This window comes from Carboxydocella sp. ULO1, assembly GCF_002049255.1.
Taxonomy (GTDB): domain Bacteria; phylum Bacillota.
In genome coordinates this window covers 20,054-39,448 of the sequence record NZ_BDLQ01000125.1, presented here as the reverse complement: position 1 = coordinate 39,448, position 19,395 = coordinate 20,054, and the positions used below count along the sequence as shown (strand labels likewise).

Annotated in this window: 14 protein-coding genes; all 14 read right to left on the bottom strand. The window is 55.1% G+C overall.

Going from position 1 to position 19,395, the window contains the following annotated elements; genetic code table 11:
• Window positions 1-6: 6 nt before the first annotated feature.
• Entirely contained in the window at window positions 7-1,662 is a 1,656-nt protein-coding gene (locus tag ULO1_RS12775; RefSeq protein ID WP_079906220.1) for an AMP-binding protein, read from the bottom strand.
• A 134-nt stretch (window positions 1,663-1,796) separates the two neighbouring features.
• Entirely contained in the window at window positions 1,797-2,855 is a 1,059-nt protein-coding gene (locus tag ULO1_RS12770; protein WP_079906221.1) for a hypothetical protein, read from the bottom strand.
• A gap of 130 nt (window positions 2,856-2,985) precedes the next feature.
• Window positions 2,986-3,879 (bottom strand): methylenetetrahydrofolate reductase, encoded by an 894-nt coding sequence (locus ULO1_RS12765; RefSeq protein WP_079933712.1) that lies wholly within the window; start codon window positions 3,877-3,879, stop codon window positions 2,986-2,988.
• Entirely contained in the window at window positions 3,876-4,541 is a 666-nt protein-coding gene (locus tag ULO1_RS12760) for a methylenetetrahydrofolate reductase C-terminal domain-containing protein (protein ID WP_078664915.1), read from the bottom strand. The genes ULO1_RS12765 and ULO1_RS12760 overlap by 4 nt, the downstream gene beginning before the upstream one ends.
• Window positions 4,528-4,965: a hydrogenase iron-sulfur subunit gene (locus tag ULO1_RS12755; protein WP_078664916.1), complete on the bottom strand. Its 438-nt coding sequence runs from the start codon at window positions 4,963-4,965 to the stop codon at window positions 4,528-4,530. Before ULO1_RS12755 ends, ULO1_RS12760 begins: the two co-directional genes overlap by 14 nt.
• Before the next feature lies 1 nt (window position 4,966).
• Complete coding sequence (locus tag ULO1_RS12750) at window positions 4,967-9,328, bottom strand: FAD-dependent oxidoreductase (protein ID WP_079933711.1); 4,362 nt, start codon at window positions 9,326-9,328, stop codon at window positions 4,967-4,969.
• Window positions 9,325-10,044 (bottom strand): CoB--CoM heterodisulfide reductase iron-sulfur subunit B family protein, encoded by a 720-nt coding sequence (locus ULO1_RS12745; protein WP_078664918.1) that lies wholly within the window; start codon window positions 10,042-10,044, stop codon window positions 9,325-9,327. The genes ULO1_RS12750 and ULO1_RS12745 overlap by 4 nt, the downstream gene beginning before the upstream one ends.
• A 1-nt stretch (window position 10,045) precedes the next feature.
• Entirely contained in the window at window positions 10,046-10,531 is a 486-nt protein-coding gene (locus ULO1_RS12740; RefSeq protein ID WP_079906224.1) for a 4Fe-4S dicluster domain-containing protein, read from the bottom strand.
• A 144-nt stretch (window positions 10,532-10,675) separates the two neighbouring features.
• The gene (locus tag ULO1_RS12735) at window positions 10,676-12,652 is read right to left on the bottom strand and encodes a sigma-54-dependent Fis family transcriptional regulator (protein WP_159073846.1); all 1,977 of its coding nucleotides are present in this window, start codon (window positions 12,650-12,652) and stop codon (window positions 10,676-10,678) included.
• A 208-nt stretch (window positions 12,653-12,860) separates the two neighbouring features.
• Window positions 12,861-13,136 carry a hypothetical protein gene (locus ULO1_RS12730; RefSeq protein ID WP_078664921.1) on the bottom strand — a complete coding sequence of 92 codons (276 nt, stop codon included), beginning with the start codon at window positions 13,134-13,136 and terminating at the stop codon, window positions 12,861-12,863.
• Window positions 13,137-13,317: 181 nt separating this feature from the next.
• Entirely contained in the window at window positions 13,318-14,301 is a 984-nt protein-coding gene (locus tag ULO1_RS12725; protein WP_079933710.1) for a CotS family spore coat protein, read from the bottom strand.
• 48 nt (window positions 14,302-14,349) lie between these two features.
• A complete protein-coding gene (locus ULO1_RS12720) occupies window positions 14,350-16,593 on the bottom strand; it encodes a PQQ-binding-like beta-propeller repeat protein (RefSeq protein WP_079933709.1) in 2,244 nt (747 codons plus the stop codon).
• Window positions 16,594-16,619: 26 nt separating this feature from the next.
• A complete protein-coding gene (gene recJ, locus ULO1_RS12715) occupies window positions 16,620-18,866 on the bottom strand; it encodes a single-stranded-DNA-specific exonuclease RecJ (protein WP_079933708.1) in 2,247 nt (748 codons plus the stop codon).
• On the bottom strand, window positions 18,863-19,395 hold a 533-nt coding region (locus ULO1_RS14840; protein WP_159446903.1), incomplete at its 5' end, for a PD-(D/E)XK nuclease family protein. The genes ULO1_RS14840 and recJ, both read right to left, overlap by 4 nt.

The window sequence follows — 19,395 nt, the reverse complement described above, 5'->3', positions numbered from 1 at the left end:
TCCCTTTTACTTACCTTCCCCTAGCTTTCTCCTTCTTTCCAGTTCCCGCAGCTCTACCCGGCGAATTTTGCCGCTGATGGTCTTGGGCAGTGAAGCGACGAACTCGATTTCCCGCGGATATTTATATGGTGCAGTTACATTTTTGACATGTTCCTGCAGCTCCTTGACCAGGGCATCTGACGGCTGATAACCAGGAGCCAGAATGACAAAGGCCTTGACGATTTCTCCCCGCAGTTCATCGGGGCTGGCCACTACCGCTGCTTCGGCCACTGCCGGATGTTCAACCAGAGCGGACTCCACCTCAAAGGGTCCAATCCGGTAACCAGCGGAGAGAATGACATCATCCGCCCGGCCCACAAACCAGAAATAGCCATCCTCATCTTTATAGGCACGGTCACCGGTAATATACCAGTCGCCCCGCTCGGTGGCTCTGGTGCGTTCCGGGTCTTTCCAGTATTCCTTAAACAATCCCACCGGCCGTTCCGGTTTAATCCTGACAGCAATATCCCCTTCCTGACCGGGGGGCAGTTCATTGCCATCTTCATCGATAACGGAAATATAGAAACCGGGAGCCGGTTTGCCCATGGAACCGAACCGGGGTTCAATGCAGGGCCAGGTGGCTACCATGATCACCGATTCCGTCTGGCCATAGCCATCGCGAATTATGCAACCGGTTGCTTCTTTCCAGACCTCGATGACTTCCGGGTTAAGGGGTTCACCGGCGCCGACACAATGGCGCAGGTGGGGGAATTTATAAGACTTCAGGTCTTCCAGCACCATGACCCGGTAGGCGGTCGGCGGTCCACAGAGAGTGGTAATGGGGTAAGTGGCCAGAAGTTCCAAAGTTTTCTTGGGATCGAATTTCCCGGTGGAATGATGGATGAAAATGGCAGCACCGCAGTTCCAGGGCCCGAAGATAGAGCTCCAGGCTGCTTTAGCCCAGCCGGTATCGGAGAGGTTCCAGTGCAAATCTCCAGGCTTCAGATCCAGCCAGTATTTCCCGGTGACAATATGGCCAATGGGATAGCTGGCATGGGTATGCACAGTCATTTTGGGATACCCGGTAGTACCGGAGGTAAAGAAGATAATAGCCGGATCATCCGAACGAGTGTTGGCAGTTTCAAATACAGTGGGCTCATTGGCAATCAATTCACCATAATCCAGCCAGCCCTCGGCTTTGCCGCCCACCATAATGCAATGCTTCAAGGTCGGGCATTCATTGCGGATAGCATCCACTTTGGGGGCATTTTCAGCATCAGTTATGATGGCTACCCCTTCGGAAGCTTCAAAACGGTATTTCAGGTCTTTGGGAGTCAACTGGCTCGTCCCGGGAATATAAACAGCCCCAATGCGCATAATTGCCAGAATGCTTTCCCACCATTCCGGCAGCCGAGGTAAGAGCAGGAACACCATGTCCCCTTGCTTGATGCCCAGCTTGCTGAGAGCATTGGCCAGCTGCTGGGACCGTTCGGAAAAGTACTTGAAGGTATACTTGGCTTCATTGCCGTAGTCATCCACCCACCACATGGCCAGTTTATCCGGATCCTGGGCCCACTTGTCCACTACATCCCGGGCGAAGTTGAAATACTCCGGCACCTGATGCTTGAACTCAGCATAGACCTTATCATAGTCCTCCATATTGGGTTTGCGCAAATCTTCCATCCCTTCTCTACCCCCTTGTCTTCTTTGTATTTTCAGCATAAACAAAAATAGACCAGCCGACAACATCGGCTGGTAAAAAGTAGATTTTCTACCCTGAATGGTGATTTGTTGTCTGTGAACAGCCATTCAGGAAGTTATTGTACATTTACACTGGATTTGTAGACTCCGGCAGTACCGCTATTCTGGCAGTAGACAATATTATGCGGGTTTGTCCCTACTTTGCTCAAGGCAAAAGCTGGCCAGGGATGACCGCAATCCACCAGCTGGGTGGGACCGGTAGGAGCGGTAACTGTTCTGATATCCGAACCATAGATTTTACCGCTACTAGCAGACCAGACTACCAGCTGGTTGGTCACCAGTTCCGCCTTGCCGATAGCAAAAGCGGTAGGAGCAGCACCACCAGGATAGCTGTTTTTAATGACTGGATATTTGGCGCCGCCGCTGATGGCATAGAGCTGCAAATCATAGCCACTGCTACTGTATAAAACATAATTGGGACTGATATCATGCAAGCGCTTGGCTCCGGATACATCCGTCTTGGTAGAATTACTGATATTATGCAATTTGATGAAATTGGTACCACCATTTAAAGTCTCATAAGCCACATGCGTAGTAGTTATACGGGCACGGGCCAAATAGGCCGCACTGGAATCTATGGTTGTTTCTGCCCCATTGGGCAAGGTTTTCATGTAAATAATCGCCCGGGAGTAACTGATTCGGCCATCAGTCCCCACCGTCTCTGTCCATTCTGACCAAACCGCCTTGCCACCAGCTACATCAGGAAAGGCTTTTTTCGTAGTGAGCCGGGAGGGGACTAAATCTGTAATGGTTTTAGTGGTTAAATCCAGGCAGAAGATTTTACTCAGTCCATTGTAAATGGTTGTGAAAACCAGATAGTTGCCATCTAGCGCCAGCTCAACGATTTCTCCCACATTGGTTTTGGTAACCAGTTTTTCCACCGAAGAGTCACTGAGTTTAATCCGGGCCAGGTCGCCACCACCGTCAATAAAATAGGCATAAGTCCCATCTACCTGCAGGGTCATGGCCTCCGGCACAGCCTGCATGGGGATCGGTGAAAGCAAAGCTGAACTATTGAGATTGACGGCGGCATCCCCTGGCATTAGCAAGAATAGCAAGGATAGTGCAAGTGCTAACAAGGTCAAGCCGGCAGCGGCTTTAACCATTTTTTTCATTCTCTGTCCCCCTTTGTGCAATATGTTACTATTCCTTTTCGCCACAAAATTACAGATTCCTGCAAATCACATTAAAAAAATAGAAGTTTGTTCATATTTAGCGAACAAACTTCTACTACTATAAGTAAAATCAGCGTAATCCCGACTGTATGATGATTTCAGGCACCACTTCTTCCCAGGCCACCGCCATAATATGCACTCCTCTTACTCCCGGAATCTGGCGCAGTGCCTGAATTTGTTCCACCACAACCCGCACCGCTTCCTGTTTGGGATTTTCGGCCTGTTTCAAGCGCTGGATGAGCGCATCCGGCACAATCATGCCGGAAACATTTTTTTGCATGTATTCCGCCATGCGCACCGATTTAACCGGTGTTACTCCCGCCAGGATAAAAGCCTGTTCATGTAAACCCCGTTGCCGTACCAGCTGCATAAAGCGGTCAAAGCGCTCCAGGTCAAAAATACTCTGGGTCTGGATAAAACGGGCACCGGCCCGGATTTTCTTTTCCAGTCTCAGTACCCGGTACTCAAAGGGATCGGCAAAGGGATTGGCAACAGCACCGACAAAAAACTGCGGCGGTTCGCCATGTAACGGTTCACCATTGAAGAATTTGCCCTCCCGCAGGCGTTGCAAACCGCGAATGAACTGGATGGAATCAATATCATAGACATTGGACGCAGTGGGATGATTGCCAAAAGTCTGATGGTCACCGGACAGGCAAAGAACGTTTTTCAGCCCCAGGGACCAGGCCCCCAGCAAATCGGACTGCAGGGCAATGCGGTTCCGGTCCCTCACAGTCATCTGTACAACTCCTTCTACTCCGGCAGCCTGAACGTGAAAAGCCCCGGCAATGGATGAGAGACGGCAAATGGCAGTCTGGTTGTCAGTAACATTGAGGGCATCCACATAAGGAGCCAGCAGTTCAGCATGATGGCGGATAGTGCTGGCATCCGCTCCTTTCGGGGGCCCGACTTCTGCGGTAACCACGAACCTGCCAGCTTCCAGCAACTGTTGGAGACGGCTCATAGGCTCACCTCCTCCCGGATCAGCCGCCGTGGACCTCCATCCCGGGCCAGGCGCCAGTCCTTTTCCTCCTCTATTTCCAGTAACTGCTCCAGCCGGCCCAGGGCCGTCATACGGTCGATAATGAGCTGCCAGGCACAGGGATTGTCTTTAACTTCACAGCGGCCATTCTGACTGCCACCACAGGGACCATTGAGAATGCGTTTGGCACAGCGGGCGATGGGACATATGCCACCGGTGCGGTGAAGCAGACATTGCCCGCAAAGGCCGCAGCGTTCCTCCCAGTGGCCATGGGCCACCGCACCCCCGGCAAATTTAGTATCCACCCCGGGTATAACCCAGTGGTGGGGAAATTTTTCTGCCAGAAACTGTACTCCTACCCCACAGGCCAGGGAGATGATTACCTCCACATCCTGAGCCAGGTTTTCCAGTTCCTCCAGGTACTCCCACTCACACTGGCGAATGCAGGTATGTTCTTTTATCTTCAGCGAACGTCCCTCCCCCGCTGCCAGAATTTGCAGGGAGGTGGCCAGAATCCCTGCTTCCCGGGCCCCTCCGGCCAGACAGACAGTAACACACTCGGCACAGCCCACTATCAATACCTTTTCCACTCCTGCCAGTAGCTGATAAAGCTGGCGATAGGGTTTGGGTTCAGCGACAATCATCCCCAGCTACCTCCCTTCTATTGAGCGGATTGGGTCCTAAAGCGAGAATCCGCTCTGTCATTTCCTCCACAATCTCTTTGAAGCGAGGGCCCATAGAGCCGGAGAGATTGAACATTTCTAACCGTTCCCGGCCCAGTCCCAGTTCATCCAGGATTTTTTTCGCCGCTTCCACCCTTTTACGGGCTCGCAGGTTGCCTTTCAGAAAATGGCAATCTCCCTCCAGACAGCCGGCTACAAAAACCCCATCGGCTCCCTGCAGAAATGCCTCCAGGATTACCCGCACATCTACCCGGCCGGAACAGGGCTGTTCCACCAGCCTTACTGCAGGGGGATATTGCAGACGCATGGTACCTGCCAGGTCGGCGGCAGCATAAGCACAGTAATAGCAACAAAAGGCGATGATTTTGGGCTCAAAATCCTTCATCCTACCTACCCCCTTTGCTGGTGTACGCCAGAGCCCTGACTTTGGCCGCCAGATAATCCTGATGGTAATGGGCCAGCTCCAGGGCCTGACCGGGACATTCACCCACACAGGTACCACAGCCATGGCACTGGACAGGATTGATTTCCGCCACCATATCGGCATTGATGTGCGGGACCCCGTAAGGACAGACCCGGACACAGGTAAGGCAGGCTGCACACTGCTCAGGTCTAGCCATAAAGGCCACTACTCCACCAGCTAGCAAGTGGCGGCGGGAAAGAATGGTAGCTGCCCGGGCCGCCGCCCCCGCCCCCTGGGCAATGGCTTCTGCCAGCAGTTTGGGCGCATGAGCCGCACCAGCCAGATAAAAACCAGCAGAAGGAAAATCCAGGGGGCCCAGCTTGGCATGGGTTTCCACCAGCAGACCCTGTTCATTGCGATGCACCTTGAGCAAGGAAGCAAGTTGACCCAGATCCGCCGGGGGCCGGGCCCCTGTTGCCAGCACCACCCCTTCCTGCCGGAGATTGAGCCGGGGCCAATTTTCTTCGTAGCGGAAAAAGCGGATTTTTTCCTGGCGAGCCTGGCGGTATTCTTCTTCCAGGAAACCATAGCTGCGCATCTCCCGGAAATGGATGTGAACCTGCAGCCGGGGCCAGCGGCTTTTGAGCTGGCGGGCCAACCGCAGCCCCTGCAGACAACAGGTGCGAGAACAGAAGGATACCGGACCTAAGGGCTGGGAGGCACAGAGGACAATGCTGATCCGCTCAAAAGCAGGTTGCCAGTCAGGTTCTTTTTCCAGCAGTTGGGTCACCTGCCTGAGGCTTAACCAGCCCTCGCCCAGGTTGGCCGTCAAATCCGGATCAGGTTCTGCTTCCTCCAATCCTGTTGCCACAACCACCGCTCCGTGTTCCACCACTACCGGTCCGGCAGGCGTCTCAATGCGGGAGCGGAAATGGCCCTGATGGCCTCCGATCTCGGTCAGATGCGACCGGGTATAGATACTGATCCGGGCATGAGACTGAACCCGCTGCCTCAGGTCAGCAATAACGCTTTCATCCCCGGGGTAACCAGCCAGGCCACCCAGTTCCTCCTTTTTTTCTACCAGGTGAACAGGAAAGCCCATTTCCGCCAGGTTATAGGCGGCTGCCATTCCGGCCGGTCCTCCCCCGATTATCAAAGCCTGATTCACTACCGGTACTGGATGCAGTTGCAGAGGACGATGCAGGGCCACTTTGGCAACAGCCATTTTCACCAGGTCAATGGCTTTGGCCGTGGCCGCTTCCGGTTCCAGCCGGTGCACCCAGGAACACTGATCGCGGATATTGGCCATTTCAAACAGGAACTGATTGAGACCTGCTTCCTTTAGTGCTTCCCGGAACAGCGGCTGGTGGGTGCGGATCGTACAAGAAGCCACTACTATCCGGTTCAGCTGGTGTTCATGGATGCGGTTAATAATCTGTTTCAGAGAATCCTGGGAACAGGAATATAGGAATTCCTCCGCCCAGACCACACCTGGCAAACGGGCAGCTGCCTCTACCACCCGGGGCACATTTATCACAGCAGCGATATTGATCCCACAGCGGCAGATAAACACCCCGATGCGCGCTTCCTCCTGACTCACATCCCGTTCCGGGGGATAGGTTTTGGGCTGGACCAGAGTATGACGTCCCGGGGCCAGCAGAGCGGCGATTCTGGCTGCAGCAGCACTGGCATTGGCTACTGTCTCAGGAATATCCCGCGGTCCCTGGAAAGCTCCTGCCACAAAAACCCCGGACCGGCTGGTCGCCACCGGGTCTTCCGGTGGGGTCCAGGCAAAGCCGTACTGGTTGAGCTCAATCCCGGCCGCCCGGGCCAGTTCCTTTGCCCCTGCCGGTGGCTCTACCCCTACGGCCAGCACCACCAGGTCAAATTCCTCTTCTGCTGCCTGACCCTCCCGGCTAAACTGGACCAGCAGTTTTTTTCTTACAGGGTCATATTTTACTCCTGCCACCATAGAGCGAATAAAGCGCACTCCCTGCTCCCGGGCCGACTGGACATAGCGGTCAAAATTTTTGCCATAGGCCCTCAGGTCCAGATAAAAAATGGTGGGCTCGATTTCCGGGTCATGTTCACGGGCAATGATGGCTTCCTTAACCGAATACATACAGCAGATGGATGAACACCAGGAGTTACCCCGACAGGCATCCCGGGACCCTACACACTGGATAAAAGCGATTTTACGGGGAGTCTGCCCGTCACTGGGCCTGACCACATGGCCCTGACTGGGTCCGGTGGAACTGAGAATGCGTTCAAATTCCAGGGATGTAACCACATCAGGGTAAATCCCATAGCCCAGCTCCCCGTAACGGCGAGCATCAAACAAACTGAAACCGGGAGCCAGCAAAACCGCTCCAATGGCTATTTCCCTTTCTTCTGCCTGCTGGTCATGGGCGATGGCCTGTTTCTTACAGGCGCTCTCACAGAGACGGCATTCACAACAGCCGCCACAATTCAAGCAACGGGCAGCCTCCTGGCGGGCCAGTTCCTCACTGTATTGCTGTACCACTTCCGCAAAGGTCTGCCGTCGTTCCAGCGGATGCAATTTACTGGCCGCTACCCGGCGCTGCCGCTGCACCCGGGCCAGCTCTTCCGGGGTCCAGCGGGCTTCAGGCAGGAAGCGGCACTCCCGGCCCTGGTAGAGATCCAGGCCGTTCAGGTAACGATCAATCGATTCCGCCGCTTCCCGGCCGGCAGCACAGGCTTCCACCAGAGTTTTGGGTCCAGTCACAGCATCGCCGCCGGCAAAAACGCCAGGCAGACTGGTGGCCAGTGTGACAGGGTCCACTTCGATAAGACGGCCCCGGGTTTTAAGACCGGGATGTTCCCCCAGGAAGGATTTTTCCGGCGCCTGGCTGACAGCGATAATCACTGCATCTACCGCCAGTTCCTCCTCCGAACCGGGAATACCCCGGGGCTGCCGCCGCCCGTCCGGTCCAGGAGGCCCCAGCTGGTTTTTCTGGATTTTAATCGCCTGAACCCGCTCTTGACCCAGGAAGGCTAATGGGGAAGTCAGGAAACGGAATTCCACCCCTTCCTCCCGGGCTTCCACCACTTCTTCCGGTAAAGCAGTCATTTCCTCTTCCGTGCGCCGGTATATAACAGTCACTTCTTCTGCCCCCAGGCGCAAGGCAGTACGAGCAGCATCCATAGCGGTGTTGCCGCCGCCGATCACCGCCACTTTGCGCCCCAGGACAGGTCTTTCCCCTAATGCTACCTGGCGGAGAAAGCTGACCCCGTGATAGATACCATCCAGTTCTTCCCCGGGCAATCCCAGAGTCTGAGGCTCATGGGCACCGATGCCCAGAAACACCGCCTGGAATCCTTCTTTTTCCAGGAGACTGGTGATAGTTCTTTCCCCACCGATGGGACTATTAACCCGAATTTCTACCCCCAGACGCTGAACTAGCTCGATTTCCTTCTGCACCAGAGCTTTGGGCAAGCGATATTCGGGGATACCAACCTGCATCATACCTCCGGCTACCGGCAAGGCCTCAAAAACCGTAACCTGATAACCCCGTCGGGCCAGGTGATAGGCACAGGAAAGACCTGCTGGTCCAGACCCCACCACCGCTACTCGTTCCTGCCGCCTGATAGCCGGACGTATATCTTCATCCCTGAGTTCTTCCAGCACCTTGACCCCAATAAAGCGTTTGATCCGACTAATGGCCACCGATTCCTCTACCTGCCCCCGCTGGCAAACCTGTTCACAGGGATGGTGACAGACGGTACCGCAGATGATGGGAAAAGGAATAGCCTCACGAATAATATCCCAGGCCTCCCGCCAGCGCCCCTGGGCCGCCAGGGCAATATAGGCGTGAACATTGATTCCGGCTGGACAGGCCAGACGGCAGGGACTGGTCCCCCGCTTGCTGATCAAATATTTATTAGGCACTGCCTGGGGAAAAGCTTTATGCACAGCTTTGCGCCGGTTCAGGCCCTGGTTAAACTCAGCGGGCAGTTCCACCGGACAGACCTGTTCACATTCCCCGCAGGCAGTGCATTCTTCCTCTTTTACATAGCGGGGCCGCACCCTCAGCCGGGCTGTGAACTGACCTGGCTCTCCCTTTAACTCCAGTAAATCGGTGCAGGTAGAGAGGCGAATATTGGGATGATTCAGAGTATCAGTCATTTTGGGACCTAACAAACACATCGCGCAATCATTGGTGGGAAAAGTTTTATCCAGCTGGGCCATGGTTCCCCCCAGACTGGGGCCGATGGTGACCAGATGAACCAGATGCCCGCTTTCCGCCAAATCCAGGGCGGCAGTCATCCCCGCTGGTCCGCCCCCTACCACCAGAGCTGCTCCTATCACTTGTTCCGGTTTCATCTGCTCACCCCCAGTGCTGCCACAATCAATTCTGTAAAATAGCGAACCGGCAGCTTTTTGCTGCCCCCTTGCCGCCAGGCCAGATTGGCATAACAGAGGGGACAGGCAGTAACTATTTCCGCAGCTCCGGCCTGTCGCGCAGCCTCCACAATCTTTTTAACCAGTTCGGAAACAACCTGGCCATGGGGCACGGCCATGCTGCCCCCACAACAAGCGGTTTTGTAGGACCAGAGCACAGGTTCTGCTCCCAAAGCCAGCAACAGTTGATCCAGCCGCCGGGGCTGTTCAGGATCATCAAAGGCGATTTCCGCTGGTCGTACTAACAGGCAACCATAATAAGGCGCAATTTTGCGCCCGGATAGCTGTCCCCGGGCCCGTTTCTCTATTTCCTGTAAAAGCCCGGCTTCAGTCATCAGTTCCAGCAGATGCCGGATCTTCAGGTCCGGTCCGGCCTGACGGGCCAGCACGTTGTAACAGGCAGCACAAGGGACCAGCACTTCTCCCAGCCCCGCCTTGCGAGCCTGCTTTAAATTGCGCTGAGCCAGGGCCTCCCCTACCGGTGGCAACCAGGCATGGCCCGGGGTCGCTCCACAGCAATTCCAGTCCGGTACTTCCCTGACCTCAATCCCCAGCAGAGCCAGGGCCTTGCGGGCAGTATCTTCATAAAGCTGGGCTGTTGAATGCAGGGAACAACCGGGAAAATATCCGTAAACCATTCTATGCCCTCCCTTCCCGCTGCAGCAAAGCCGCTACCTCAGATCGCCCCTGAATGGGCTGGGGCAGAAGACGTAAATTGCCCTGCCTTAGCAACTGCCAGCCCAGAGCCAGGTCCGCCAGCCAGCGGCCGGTCCGCCATTTATACCCCAGTATCATACCCAGTTCATAGACCCGGCCCCAGCGGGCCACACTGGCTAGAAAACTCTGGTAAAAAGCCGGCAACGGGGATGGGGTTACCATTTTCTGCAGCCAGGCTTTCTGTTTCAAACTAGCGGTAACTTCCCCCGCATCGATTCCGTTTGGACAGCGGGCAGCACAGGTACCGCAGTGCAAACACAGCCAGAGGCGATTGGACTGCAGGGCCTCCTGTTCCTGACCATTTAACAAAAGCTCTACCAGCCGGGCAGGTCCGATGTCCGTCCAGGGAGCTACCGGACACCCGGCGGTACACTTCTGACACTGGTAACAGCCATCAACTGGCAACATACCGGTCACCTCCTCGTGTTGCTTTAATTACATGCAAGGGACACTCCAATTCCTCCCCCTTCCCGGTAAAATGTCAATACCGCCTGCTCAAGAACAAAAAAAGACAGGTAAACGGTTAAAACCATTTACCTGTTAAATGTCTTCTTATCTGTCGCGCAACAGTCCCAGCTGTTCCAGTCTGCGATACAAAGTGCTGCGGGCAACTCCCAGTTCCCGGGCCGCCCGGGCCAGATTACCCTGACAGCGCTTGATGGTATTGAGAATGGTTTCTTCATCCAGGGAACGCCGCATGGTTTTGCTATTTACCGGCTCCAGCCGAAGGGATTTGCCCTCCATGAGAAATTCCGGTCCTAGCTCCGCCGGGGTCAACCAGGGCCCCTGCGCTACATTGACTGCCCGTTCGATTACATTTTCCAGCTCCCGCACATTCCCCGGCCAGGAATACCGCACCAGCAGCTCTTCGGCCCGGGGATGAAAGCCTCTGATCTGCTTACCCAGCCGCTCAGTCATCTGTTGCAGGAAAAATCTAGCCAGAGGCATGATATCATCCGGGCGCTGGCGCAAGGGCACCATCTGGATGGTCAGGACATTCAAACGGTAGTAGAGGTCAAGGCGAAAACGCCCTTTTTCCACTTCCTCCCGCAAATTCTTGTTGGTAGCCGCAATCACCCGTACATCCACCGGAATAACCTGCTGGCCCCCGATACGCATCACTGTCCGTTCCTGCAAGACTCTGAGCAAATGGGCCTGCATTTCCAGGGGCATTTCCCCGATTTCGTCCAGAAATACTGTCCCGCCATCAGCCAGCTCGAATTTACCGGGGTTACCACCCCGTTTGGCCCCGGTGAAGGCTCCTTCCGCATAGCCGAACAGCTCAGAACCGATCAGTTCCCGCGGCAGGGCGGCACAGTTGATAGCGATGAACGGTCCGCTGGCCCTGGGCCCGGCATTGTGAATAGCCTGAGCAAAAACCTCCTTGCCGGTGCCGCTTTCCCCCAGCAAGAGCACGGTGGAATTGCTGCGGGCCGCCTGGCGAGCCAGCTCCACTGTCCGCAGAAAAGCCGGGTTAGTACCGATCAGGTCATTAAAACTGAAGCGGGCCCGGGCTCCCACCATTTTAGATACCAGCTGTCTTACTTTCTGGATTTCCCTGACCACCACTACCATCCCCACCAGCCGTTGCTGGCTGTTATAAATAGGCCGGCAGGAGACAGTACAGTGAATCTGCCCCCGCCAGCTTTCCTGTTGCCACTCCTCCTCGGAAATTTCCTCCGCCCGGGTCAGGGCCCGGCTGACAGGGTTACCTTCCCCCAGGATTTCGTCGATTCTCTGCCCAATGGCCCCCTCGCTGTTTAACCGCAAAATCCGGGCCGCCGCCTGATTCAAACGGGTTACCCGGCCTTGCTCATCCAGAGCCAGTAATCCTTCTGAGATAGCCTCCATAATGGCGCTCTGATAACGATTTAACACCGTCATTCTCTCCAGCGCCCGATTGATTTTTAACTGCCCTTCAATAGCCTGGGTAGCGGCTACTACCATCCCCAGCGTGTGGCTATGCACCTTTTCAAAGCTGCCCGTCATGCTGATAGCGCCCAGAGGTTGGCCAGCCAGGCCCATAATGGGAGCGGCAGAACAGGTCCAGGGATGCAGGCCCTCAAGATAGTGTTCGGCAGCAAAAACCTGAATAGGCCGCAGTAAGCGCAAAGCCAGCCCGGTGGCATTGGTGCCGCTCACTCCTTCCGCCAGGCAGGCACCAGGCACGAGACGACATTCACGAGCCAAACGCAGGGTTTCCGGGTCCCCAACGCTTTCCAGCAAATAGCCCTCTTCATCCACCAGGGATACGATAAACCCGGAGCCCTGGACAAAAGAGTAGAGAGATTTTAAATAGGGAGTAGCCAGATTGATTAACTCTTCCCTTTCCCGCCGCCGGCTGAACAATTCTTCCTTGCCCAGCACCAGCGGTACTTTTTTTAGCTCCGATTTGATCCCGGCCTGGCGGGAACGCCGCCAGGACTCGGCTATTTCCGGCCTCAGGTGCTCCTGGTTTATTCCAGCCCGGCCCTGACGCTGAAATTCCAGCCAGGCCTGATACAAATGGTCAGAGAGCAGATGTACCATCCCGCACTCCCCCTCTTGTTCCTGTCTGCACAAAAACAGAACCGGTCCTGTTCGGACCGGTTTGCCCATTCCACCCTATGCGCCTTTTTCCCCACCAAACCTGTTGCATAAGCGTCCGCCCCTTTTTCCCCCTTTGCTTTCAATGTACCTTTTTTTCAGCAAAATTGAAACAGCCGGGCGGCCAATGGTCAAAATCAGCAGTTAAAGGTCATGATAAATCGGTTTCGCAGAGGGGACAGCGGTCATCCCACTCAGACCAGCACTGGTTGCACATAATCAAACCACAATCACACAGTTTTACATCCAGAGCTGTCTTTTTCTCCTGGCAGGCTCGGCAGAAATAGACGGCCGTAACCGAAGTTACAATCGCCCCCCGCCGCACCTCCTTTAACTCCATTTTCTGCACCAGGCGCAATTGGGGCTTTTCCGGGCCAGGCAGCACTTCCGGCATCCCTTCGGGATAGCGAATTTTATCCACCGCCATCTTCCATTCCTCCTTTCCGCCGCTCCTGCTTTCGGCTGCTTTTGACTATTATCCTAGCAAGAGCAATGCCCGCTGCGGGCCTTATCGGCGAAAAGAAGTTTTTCGTCCCTCAATGGTTATTCAGGCAGTTTAATTGTTATGCGGCCTCTTCCCAGTGTCCCAGCATCTGTTGCATACTGTCTTATCCCGCCAGCAGCAAGGCACATACTTCAGGCACCTTCTCCCAGTAGTTTACAGCCTTATTTAGTTTGGCGGCGTATTTCTCCTGGTTCCAGCCTTCTTTGCGGTAAAAATAGCGATTGGCCAGGCGCCAGAATTTCTGGGGAAAAGTGAGAAAAGCAGCGATCACCGTCTTTTCCTCAGCTGACAGGGGGCGTATCTCCTCATAAGCGGCCAGAATGGCTTCTGCCTTTTCCCTCTGCCAGCCCTGGCGCTTCATAGCCCGTTGCAACAACCGGGCCACATCGGCTGCTGGTAAGTCCTGGCGACAATAATCGAAATCGATTAAATAAGCATGCCCATCCAGATGAATGATGAAATTACGGGCCGCCACATCCCGATGGATAAAAGCCTGAGCTCTTTCAGCTTCACTAGCCACCACCTGGTACTGGCTGCTGTTGAGTACTTCCAGAGCCTGCCTGGCCAGTTGCAAACCCCGGGGCAAAGCCTGCAAAAATCCCCGTTCAAAGGAATTGAGTTTTCCCTTCATGGCCAGCAGTTTTTGAAAAGCCTGCAACTCCTCAATCCTTTCCTCATATTTTTCCGGCCAGGCCCAGTACATGGTTTTGGGCCGGCTGCCCGGCGGTGGTGTCAGCCCATGAGCCACCTGATGCAAAGCCGCCAGGGTCCGGGCTGCCTGCAAGCAATCCTGCCGGCGGCGAAAATCACAGCCCCTACCCTGAACCCAGCCCGTGGCCAGCCAGCTCTCTCCCCCCTCCTGCCAGATTGCTTCGCCCTGCCCTGTCAGTACCAGGGGAGCAAACCAGGGAAACTGCTTTTGTTTTAAATACTGAAGGGCAGCTGTAATAAACGCCAGTCGTTCCGGACTGGTAGTAGGTCGTTTTAAAGCAAATACCCCTTGCCGGGCCCGCACTTTCCAGACTGTATCATTGATTCGTCGAAACCTGGCTTTTTCCCAACCGTAAGCCTCTGCTATTCTTTTCATAAAAAAATTCCCCCTTTGGCACAGTTTATGCCCGGGGGAAGAAAGGAGTTATTTTTTCTTTTTTCTTTTTGCTTTCGCCTTTTTCTTCTTTTTCGCCTGTTCAGCCAGTTTTTTCTGGGCCTCGGCCTTGAGCCGTTCCTGCTCGGCCAGGTATATCCGCCAGTCTGGCAGTTTCCCCTGCAGAATAGCTCCCGTCGGCGTGAGAGGTACCTTGAGGGCCAGGACCTGGCCCTCAAGGTCTGCCCCATAGACTACATCCCCCATTGCTGCCGGTGCCGCCAGCATAAAGGCATCCCCTGTCTTGTACTGCCAGCTGAGGCGGCCATTCTGAGCATCGATCCCAATTAAGCCACCATAGAAGGTGTTCCAGACCAGCTGACCACCCACCAGAACGGGTCGGGTATCATAGATGGTCTTGCCGCTATTAAATTGCCATAATTCCTTGCCGGTCAGAGGATGATAAGCATACAAGCGGCCACTGACAGCATTAACAAATACCGCCTGTCCCTGTACCAGCGGTGCACCATAGCCTCCTGCCAGTTTGGCCTTCCAGGCCAGTTTGCCGTCCAGCTGGTCCAGAGCAAAGAGGGAATAGCCGCCCTGGCGTTTGTCCGCAGGGGCAACGGCATAGACCAGCCCATACCCTACCGCCATCGGTGCGGTAGCCGGAGCATAATAAAATCCGCTATTGATCAGGGTCTTCCAGAGAAGCTTGCCGCTATCGGCCGCCAGGGCATATACGTAACCATCGTTACTACCTACAAAAAGACGGTTACCAGCCAGCACCGGCTGGGCCCGTAGACCCCCGCCGGTTTTGTAGTTCCAGACAATCCCACCATTTTCAGGAGCCAGTGCCACTACCTGCCCGGTAGCCAGGGCACAGATCAGGTACTTGCCGCTCCATATCGGTGTAGCCAGGGAACCCGCCGGTAACTTAACCTGCCAGAGCACCTGGCCTTCGTCATTAACAGCGGCAGCCCAGCCATCCACTGCCACAGCCATGGCTCCCTCAGGGAAAAGCACTGCTCCTCCCACCAGAGCCTCCCCTTCCGGGCTCACCTGGTATGACCAGAGACGGTTACCGGTGAAGCGGTCCAGAGCCGTCAGTTGCCCATCACTGGAAGTAACCAGCAGTTGTTTGTTCCAGGGCAGTGGAGCAGACTGGACACTGCCCTTTACTTCAGCCTGCCAGAGCAGAGCCGGTTGACCGGTAACCTGGAAGGTTTGATTGAGATGGTAGACCTGGCCGCCGGAAAAAACCAGGCGAACTGTAGCCAGATGTTGACCAGGGGTAGTAATCTGCCAGTTCAGCTGCCAGCTGCCATCAGGCCGGGGAGCGAGTTTCTGCCAGTTGCCAGACCGGTCTACCCGGGCTTCAATACGCTCAGGACGTTCTTCCCCGGATAAGCGCAGGCTGATTCCCGCAGCCGCAGCCTGCACTTCCGCTCCTTGCAGGTTAACAGTTTCGCGAGTTGAAACTTCCGCCAGCTTTTTCAGCCAGGGGAAACCGATCTGTTTATGCCAGAGGGTCAATTTCCCCTCTTTGATTTGAACCAGGGCATAGCCACCATCCACAATGGCCTTCACCATAAAAAAGGGACGACCATTGCGGTTCCACTGCAGGTGGCTGTGGCCATGTCCGGCAAAATAGGCCAGAACATTATAGCCTTGCAGTATTTCCAGTACCTGATCCTCATTATCGATAAAGCGGTTACTAAAAGCCAGCGGATGATGGCTGAAAACCAGCACCGGCGTACCAGGAGCCAGCCGGGCCAGGTCAGCTTGCAACCAGCTGAGCTGGGGTCCATCGATATGGCCATGGGTAGCACCAGGGATAGCTGAATCCAGGATAATAAAATGGTAGCCCTTATAATCAAAGGAATAATAGCTTTTGCCTCCCTGCCCGAACAGCCGGGCCCAAACGGGTTTGGTTTGATCACTCCAGCGGCTGTCATGGTTGCCCAGAGCGTTGTACAAAGGCACCTTTAGAGGGCTGACCGCCTGGCGATAAGCATTGATTTCCCAGGCCAGTCCTTTTTCCGTCATATCACCCATGTGAATGACAAAATCCAGGGCCACAGGATTCTGGTTGAGTTCAGTTACTGCCAGCCTGGTTCGGGCCAGGCCTGTACTAAAACCCACATGGGAATCGGTAATTACAGCAAAGGTTAAGTCCGCAGCCGGATCCAGGTAGCCCTGGTAGACTGCCGCAGCCACAGTTTCGGAAGCCCGGGCCAGCCCAGGCCAGAACCAGGCCAGAACCAGGCTCAAGAGGAATATTAACTTACGCATAACTCCAGTCCCCTTTAAAAACAAATTTAATGTAAATAAAGTTTTATTCTATCTAGCTCTTTTTCTAAAAGAAATCGGCGAAAGGCTGTACTTTCCTGTAAAGCTGCCAGCAAACCCGCTTCCAGTTTACGGTCTCCTGGCCCTTTCCCGGGTCCTTTTTGCAGAATCAGCTCTTCCTCTTCTACTTCTAATATTTGCAGAAAATGACGGGCCTGTAATACCTGCAGACCAAGAAAAACAGTTTCCACCGTTTCCCCCAGCCTGGCTGCCGCCTCTTCCAGGTTAATCCGCCCCAGAAAGGGAGGCAAAAGGGCCAGGTTATGTTTCAAGAGTGCCAGCAAATTCTGGAGGAAATCATCAGCCCTGCCCAAATCTGCTCTGCCAAAAGCCAGTACCAGCCGCCGGGCCCCGGTCAAGGCCAGCATTTCCCGCAGCTGGCGTTCCGATGGCGGTGGTTTCAACAAAACCAGGGTTTCTGCCCTGACTGGCGGAGTATACCCTTCACCCCACTGATAATACCAGCTCTCCTGCCAGAGCGGCAGTTGCCGCCCTTCCTCCCTCCAGTTGCGCCAGTCCTCAATAACCAGATTGAGGGCTGGCTGTGGTCCCGGCAGGGTGCGAGCCAGAAAATCCAGGCAAATCAGCTGCGTACTTTCCTTCTGCCAGACTGGCTGCACCAGCAAATCCCCCCGGGTTCCCGGCACAATTTGTTCTGCCCGTTCCGCCGCCAGCCACCAGTTCAACGTTTGTCCTATTCCCTGCTGTCTGATGGTAAGCTTCAAATGGCGTTGAGCCAGGACCTGGGTCGAAACTATCTCCACCCCTTCCAGTAAAAATACAGGAGGGGGATTGCCTGGTCCAAAAGGCTTCAATTCCTGCCATTCCCGGGCCAGTTCCGGGCTTAACTCGGTCAGATTGAAAGGTAGATCATACAGCAGGGTTGTAGTGGTCGGCAGATTTTGCTGCTGTTGCATCAAAACCGATTTGAGAGTGGTGGTAAAAGCTTCCCAGTTCAGGCGAGGCAGGGAAAATCCGGCTGCTTCCGCATGACCGCCATATTTCTGCAAATGAACTTCAGCCTGTTGCAAAGCCTCCCGGCAATGGTAACCTGCCGGTGCCCGGGCAGAACCGGTCAGGGTTTCCCCATCTTCCTTCAATCCTGCCAGCAATACCGGCACCCGATATTTTTCGCAGAGGCGCCCGGCCACTATTCCCAGTACGCCATGATGCCAGTGCGGCTGCCAGAGCAGAATGGGTTCACCCGGTTGCCAGCCCCTCAGGCGCAATAATTCTTCCGCTTCCTGCCCCATTTCATCCCCGATGGCTTTGCGTTGCCGGTTCAGCAATTCCAGCCTGCGGGCAATTTCATCTAACCTGGTTTCATCACGGCCAATCAACAATTCTACCGCCAGGCGAGCATGATCCAACCGCCCGGCGGCATTGAGCCTGGGTGCCAGTTGAAAAGCTATCAGCTCTTCATCAATCTCCTCCTGCCGGTAACGGGCCAGCAGCAGGCCCAAACCGGGACAAACCTGTTCGGATTGCAACAGCTGTAAACCCCGTTTCACCAGTGTACGGTTATCCCCCAGCAAAGGTACCACATCAGCGACCAACCCCAGGGCTACCAGCTGTTCCAGTTCTCTTTCCTGACCCGCTCTCCCGGCCAGCTGATAGAGCTGACGCACCAGATAATAGGCTACACCGACACCGGAAAGCCAGGCAGCCGGATGGGCGGGTTGGGCCAGCAGGTGAGGATTGATCACCGCCTCTGCCGCCGGCAGCCGTTCCGGTGGCAGGTGGTGATCAGTAATCACCACCTTGAGCCCTAGCTCTCTGGCTCGCCGTACTTCTTCTTCATTGCTCACTCCGCAGTCACAGGTGAGCACCAGCTGGATCCCGGCAGCCGCTGCCTGTTCCAGCCGCTCCTTATTTAATCCATATCCTTCCTCAAACCGGTCAGGTACGTGGTACTCCACCTTTGCCCCCAGAGCATGCAGGGCCCGGTACAGAACAGCGGTAGCAGTGACTCCATCCACATCATAGTCCCCATAGACCAGGATAGGTTGCCCCGTTTCGATGGCCTGCCAGACCAGGCGGGCGCCGGTTTCCAGCTGGGGTAAATCCAGCGGAGAGCTCAACTCCGCTTCTGGCGGCAATTCAGTCCAGCCCCGCTGCCAGAGGAGCTGGGCCAGATAAGGTTTGCTGCCTGCCAGTTCCTGCAGTTCAACCGGCATCGGCCGGAGGTTACGCAACTGAAATCTGACCTCTCTCACCAGCTTTCCCCCTCAACCAGTTGCCAGCTTAAATCCTCCAGCCCCAGTTCCCTGGCTGGATCCAGCTCTTCAGTAATCTGACCCTGACAGAGAGGGCGGTATTCACAACTGCGACAAACCTCCTCCACGCCTACAGGCGGATAATCGGCAGCAGCAATTGTTGCCTGGATTTCCGCCAGCACCTGACTTAAACGTTCTTCTGCCTCGGCCAGAAACTTTTCCTTTCCCGGTATGACTACCCGCTGGGCCGGATAGCGGGGATTCCAGTAGACCAGGCTAACCTCGGCATCAGGGGGCAAACCCAGATAGTTGCGACCACAGCGAGCGGCTACCAGCAGGTAGAGGCGGGTTTGCCAGCGTTCTGTCAGCAGTTTCTCTTGCAGAGGAGCAGCCTGAGTCTTCCAGTCATAAATTAACAGGCGGCCATCGGGAATTTGCACCAGCAAATCATATTTAACCAGCAAAGAACCCCAGGGACTTTGCCAGCGCAATTCCTGTTCGGGATAATAGCTGTACCCGTCCTGGCGGG

What these genes read in the sequence shown, in the direction of transcription:
- ULO1_RS12775 (WP_079906220.1), bottom strand. Translation starts at nt 1,662, where the DNA reads ATGGAAGATTTGCGCAAACCCAATATGGAGGACTATGATAAGGTCTAT.
- ULO1_RS12770 (WP_079906221.1), bottom strand. Translation starts at nt 2,855, where the DNA reads ATGAAAAAAATGGTTAAAGCCGCTGCCGGCTTGACCTTGTTAGCACTT.
- ULO1_RS12765 (WP_079933712.1), bottom strand. Translation starts at nt 3,879, where the DNA reads ATGAGCCGTCTCCAACAGTTGCTGGAAGCTGGCAGGTTCGTGGTTACC.
- ULO1_RS12760 (WP_078664915.1), bottom strand. Translation starts at nt 4,541, where the DNA reads ATGATTGTCGCTGAACCCAAACCCTATCGCCAGCTTTATCAGCTACTG.
- ULO1_RS12755 (WP_078664916.1), bottom strand. Translation starts at nt 4,965, where the DNA reads ATGAAGGATTTTGAGCCCAAAATCATCGCCTTTTGTTGCTATTACTGT.
- ULO1_RS12750 (WP_079933711.1), bottom strand. Translation starts at nt 9,328, where the DNA reads ATGAAACCGGAACAAGTGATAGGAGCAGCTCTGGTGGTAGGGGGCGGA.
- ULO1_RS12745 (WP_078664918.1), bottom strand. Translation starts at nt 10,044, where the DNA reads ATGGTTTACGGATATTTTCCCGGTTGTTCCCTGCATTCAACAGCCCAG.
- ULO1_RS12740 (WP_079906224.1), bottom strand. Translation starts at nt 10,531, where the DNA reads ATGTTGCCAGTTGATGGCTGTTACCAGTGTCAGAAGTGTACCGCCGGG.
- ULO1_RS12735 (WP_159073846.1), bottom strand. Translation starts at nt 12,652, where the DNA reads ATGGTACATCTGCTCTCTGACCATTTGTATCAGGCCTGGCTGGAATTT.
- ULO1_RS12730 (WP_078664921.1), bottom strand. Translation starts at nt 13,136, where the DNA reads ATGGCGGTGGATAAAATTCGCTATCCCGAAGGGATGCCGGAAGTGCTG.
- ULO1_RS12725 (WP_079933710.1), bottom strand. Translation starts at nt 14,301, where the DNA reads ATGAAAAGAATAGCAGAGGCTTACGGTTGGGAAAAAGCCAGGTTTCGA.
- ULO1_RS12720 (WP_079933709.1), bottom strand. Translation starts at nt 16,593, where the DNA reads ATGCGTAAGTTAATATTCCTCTTGAGCCTGGTTCTGGCCTGGTTCTGG.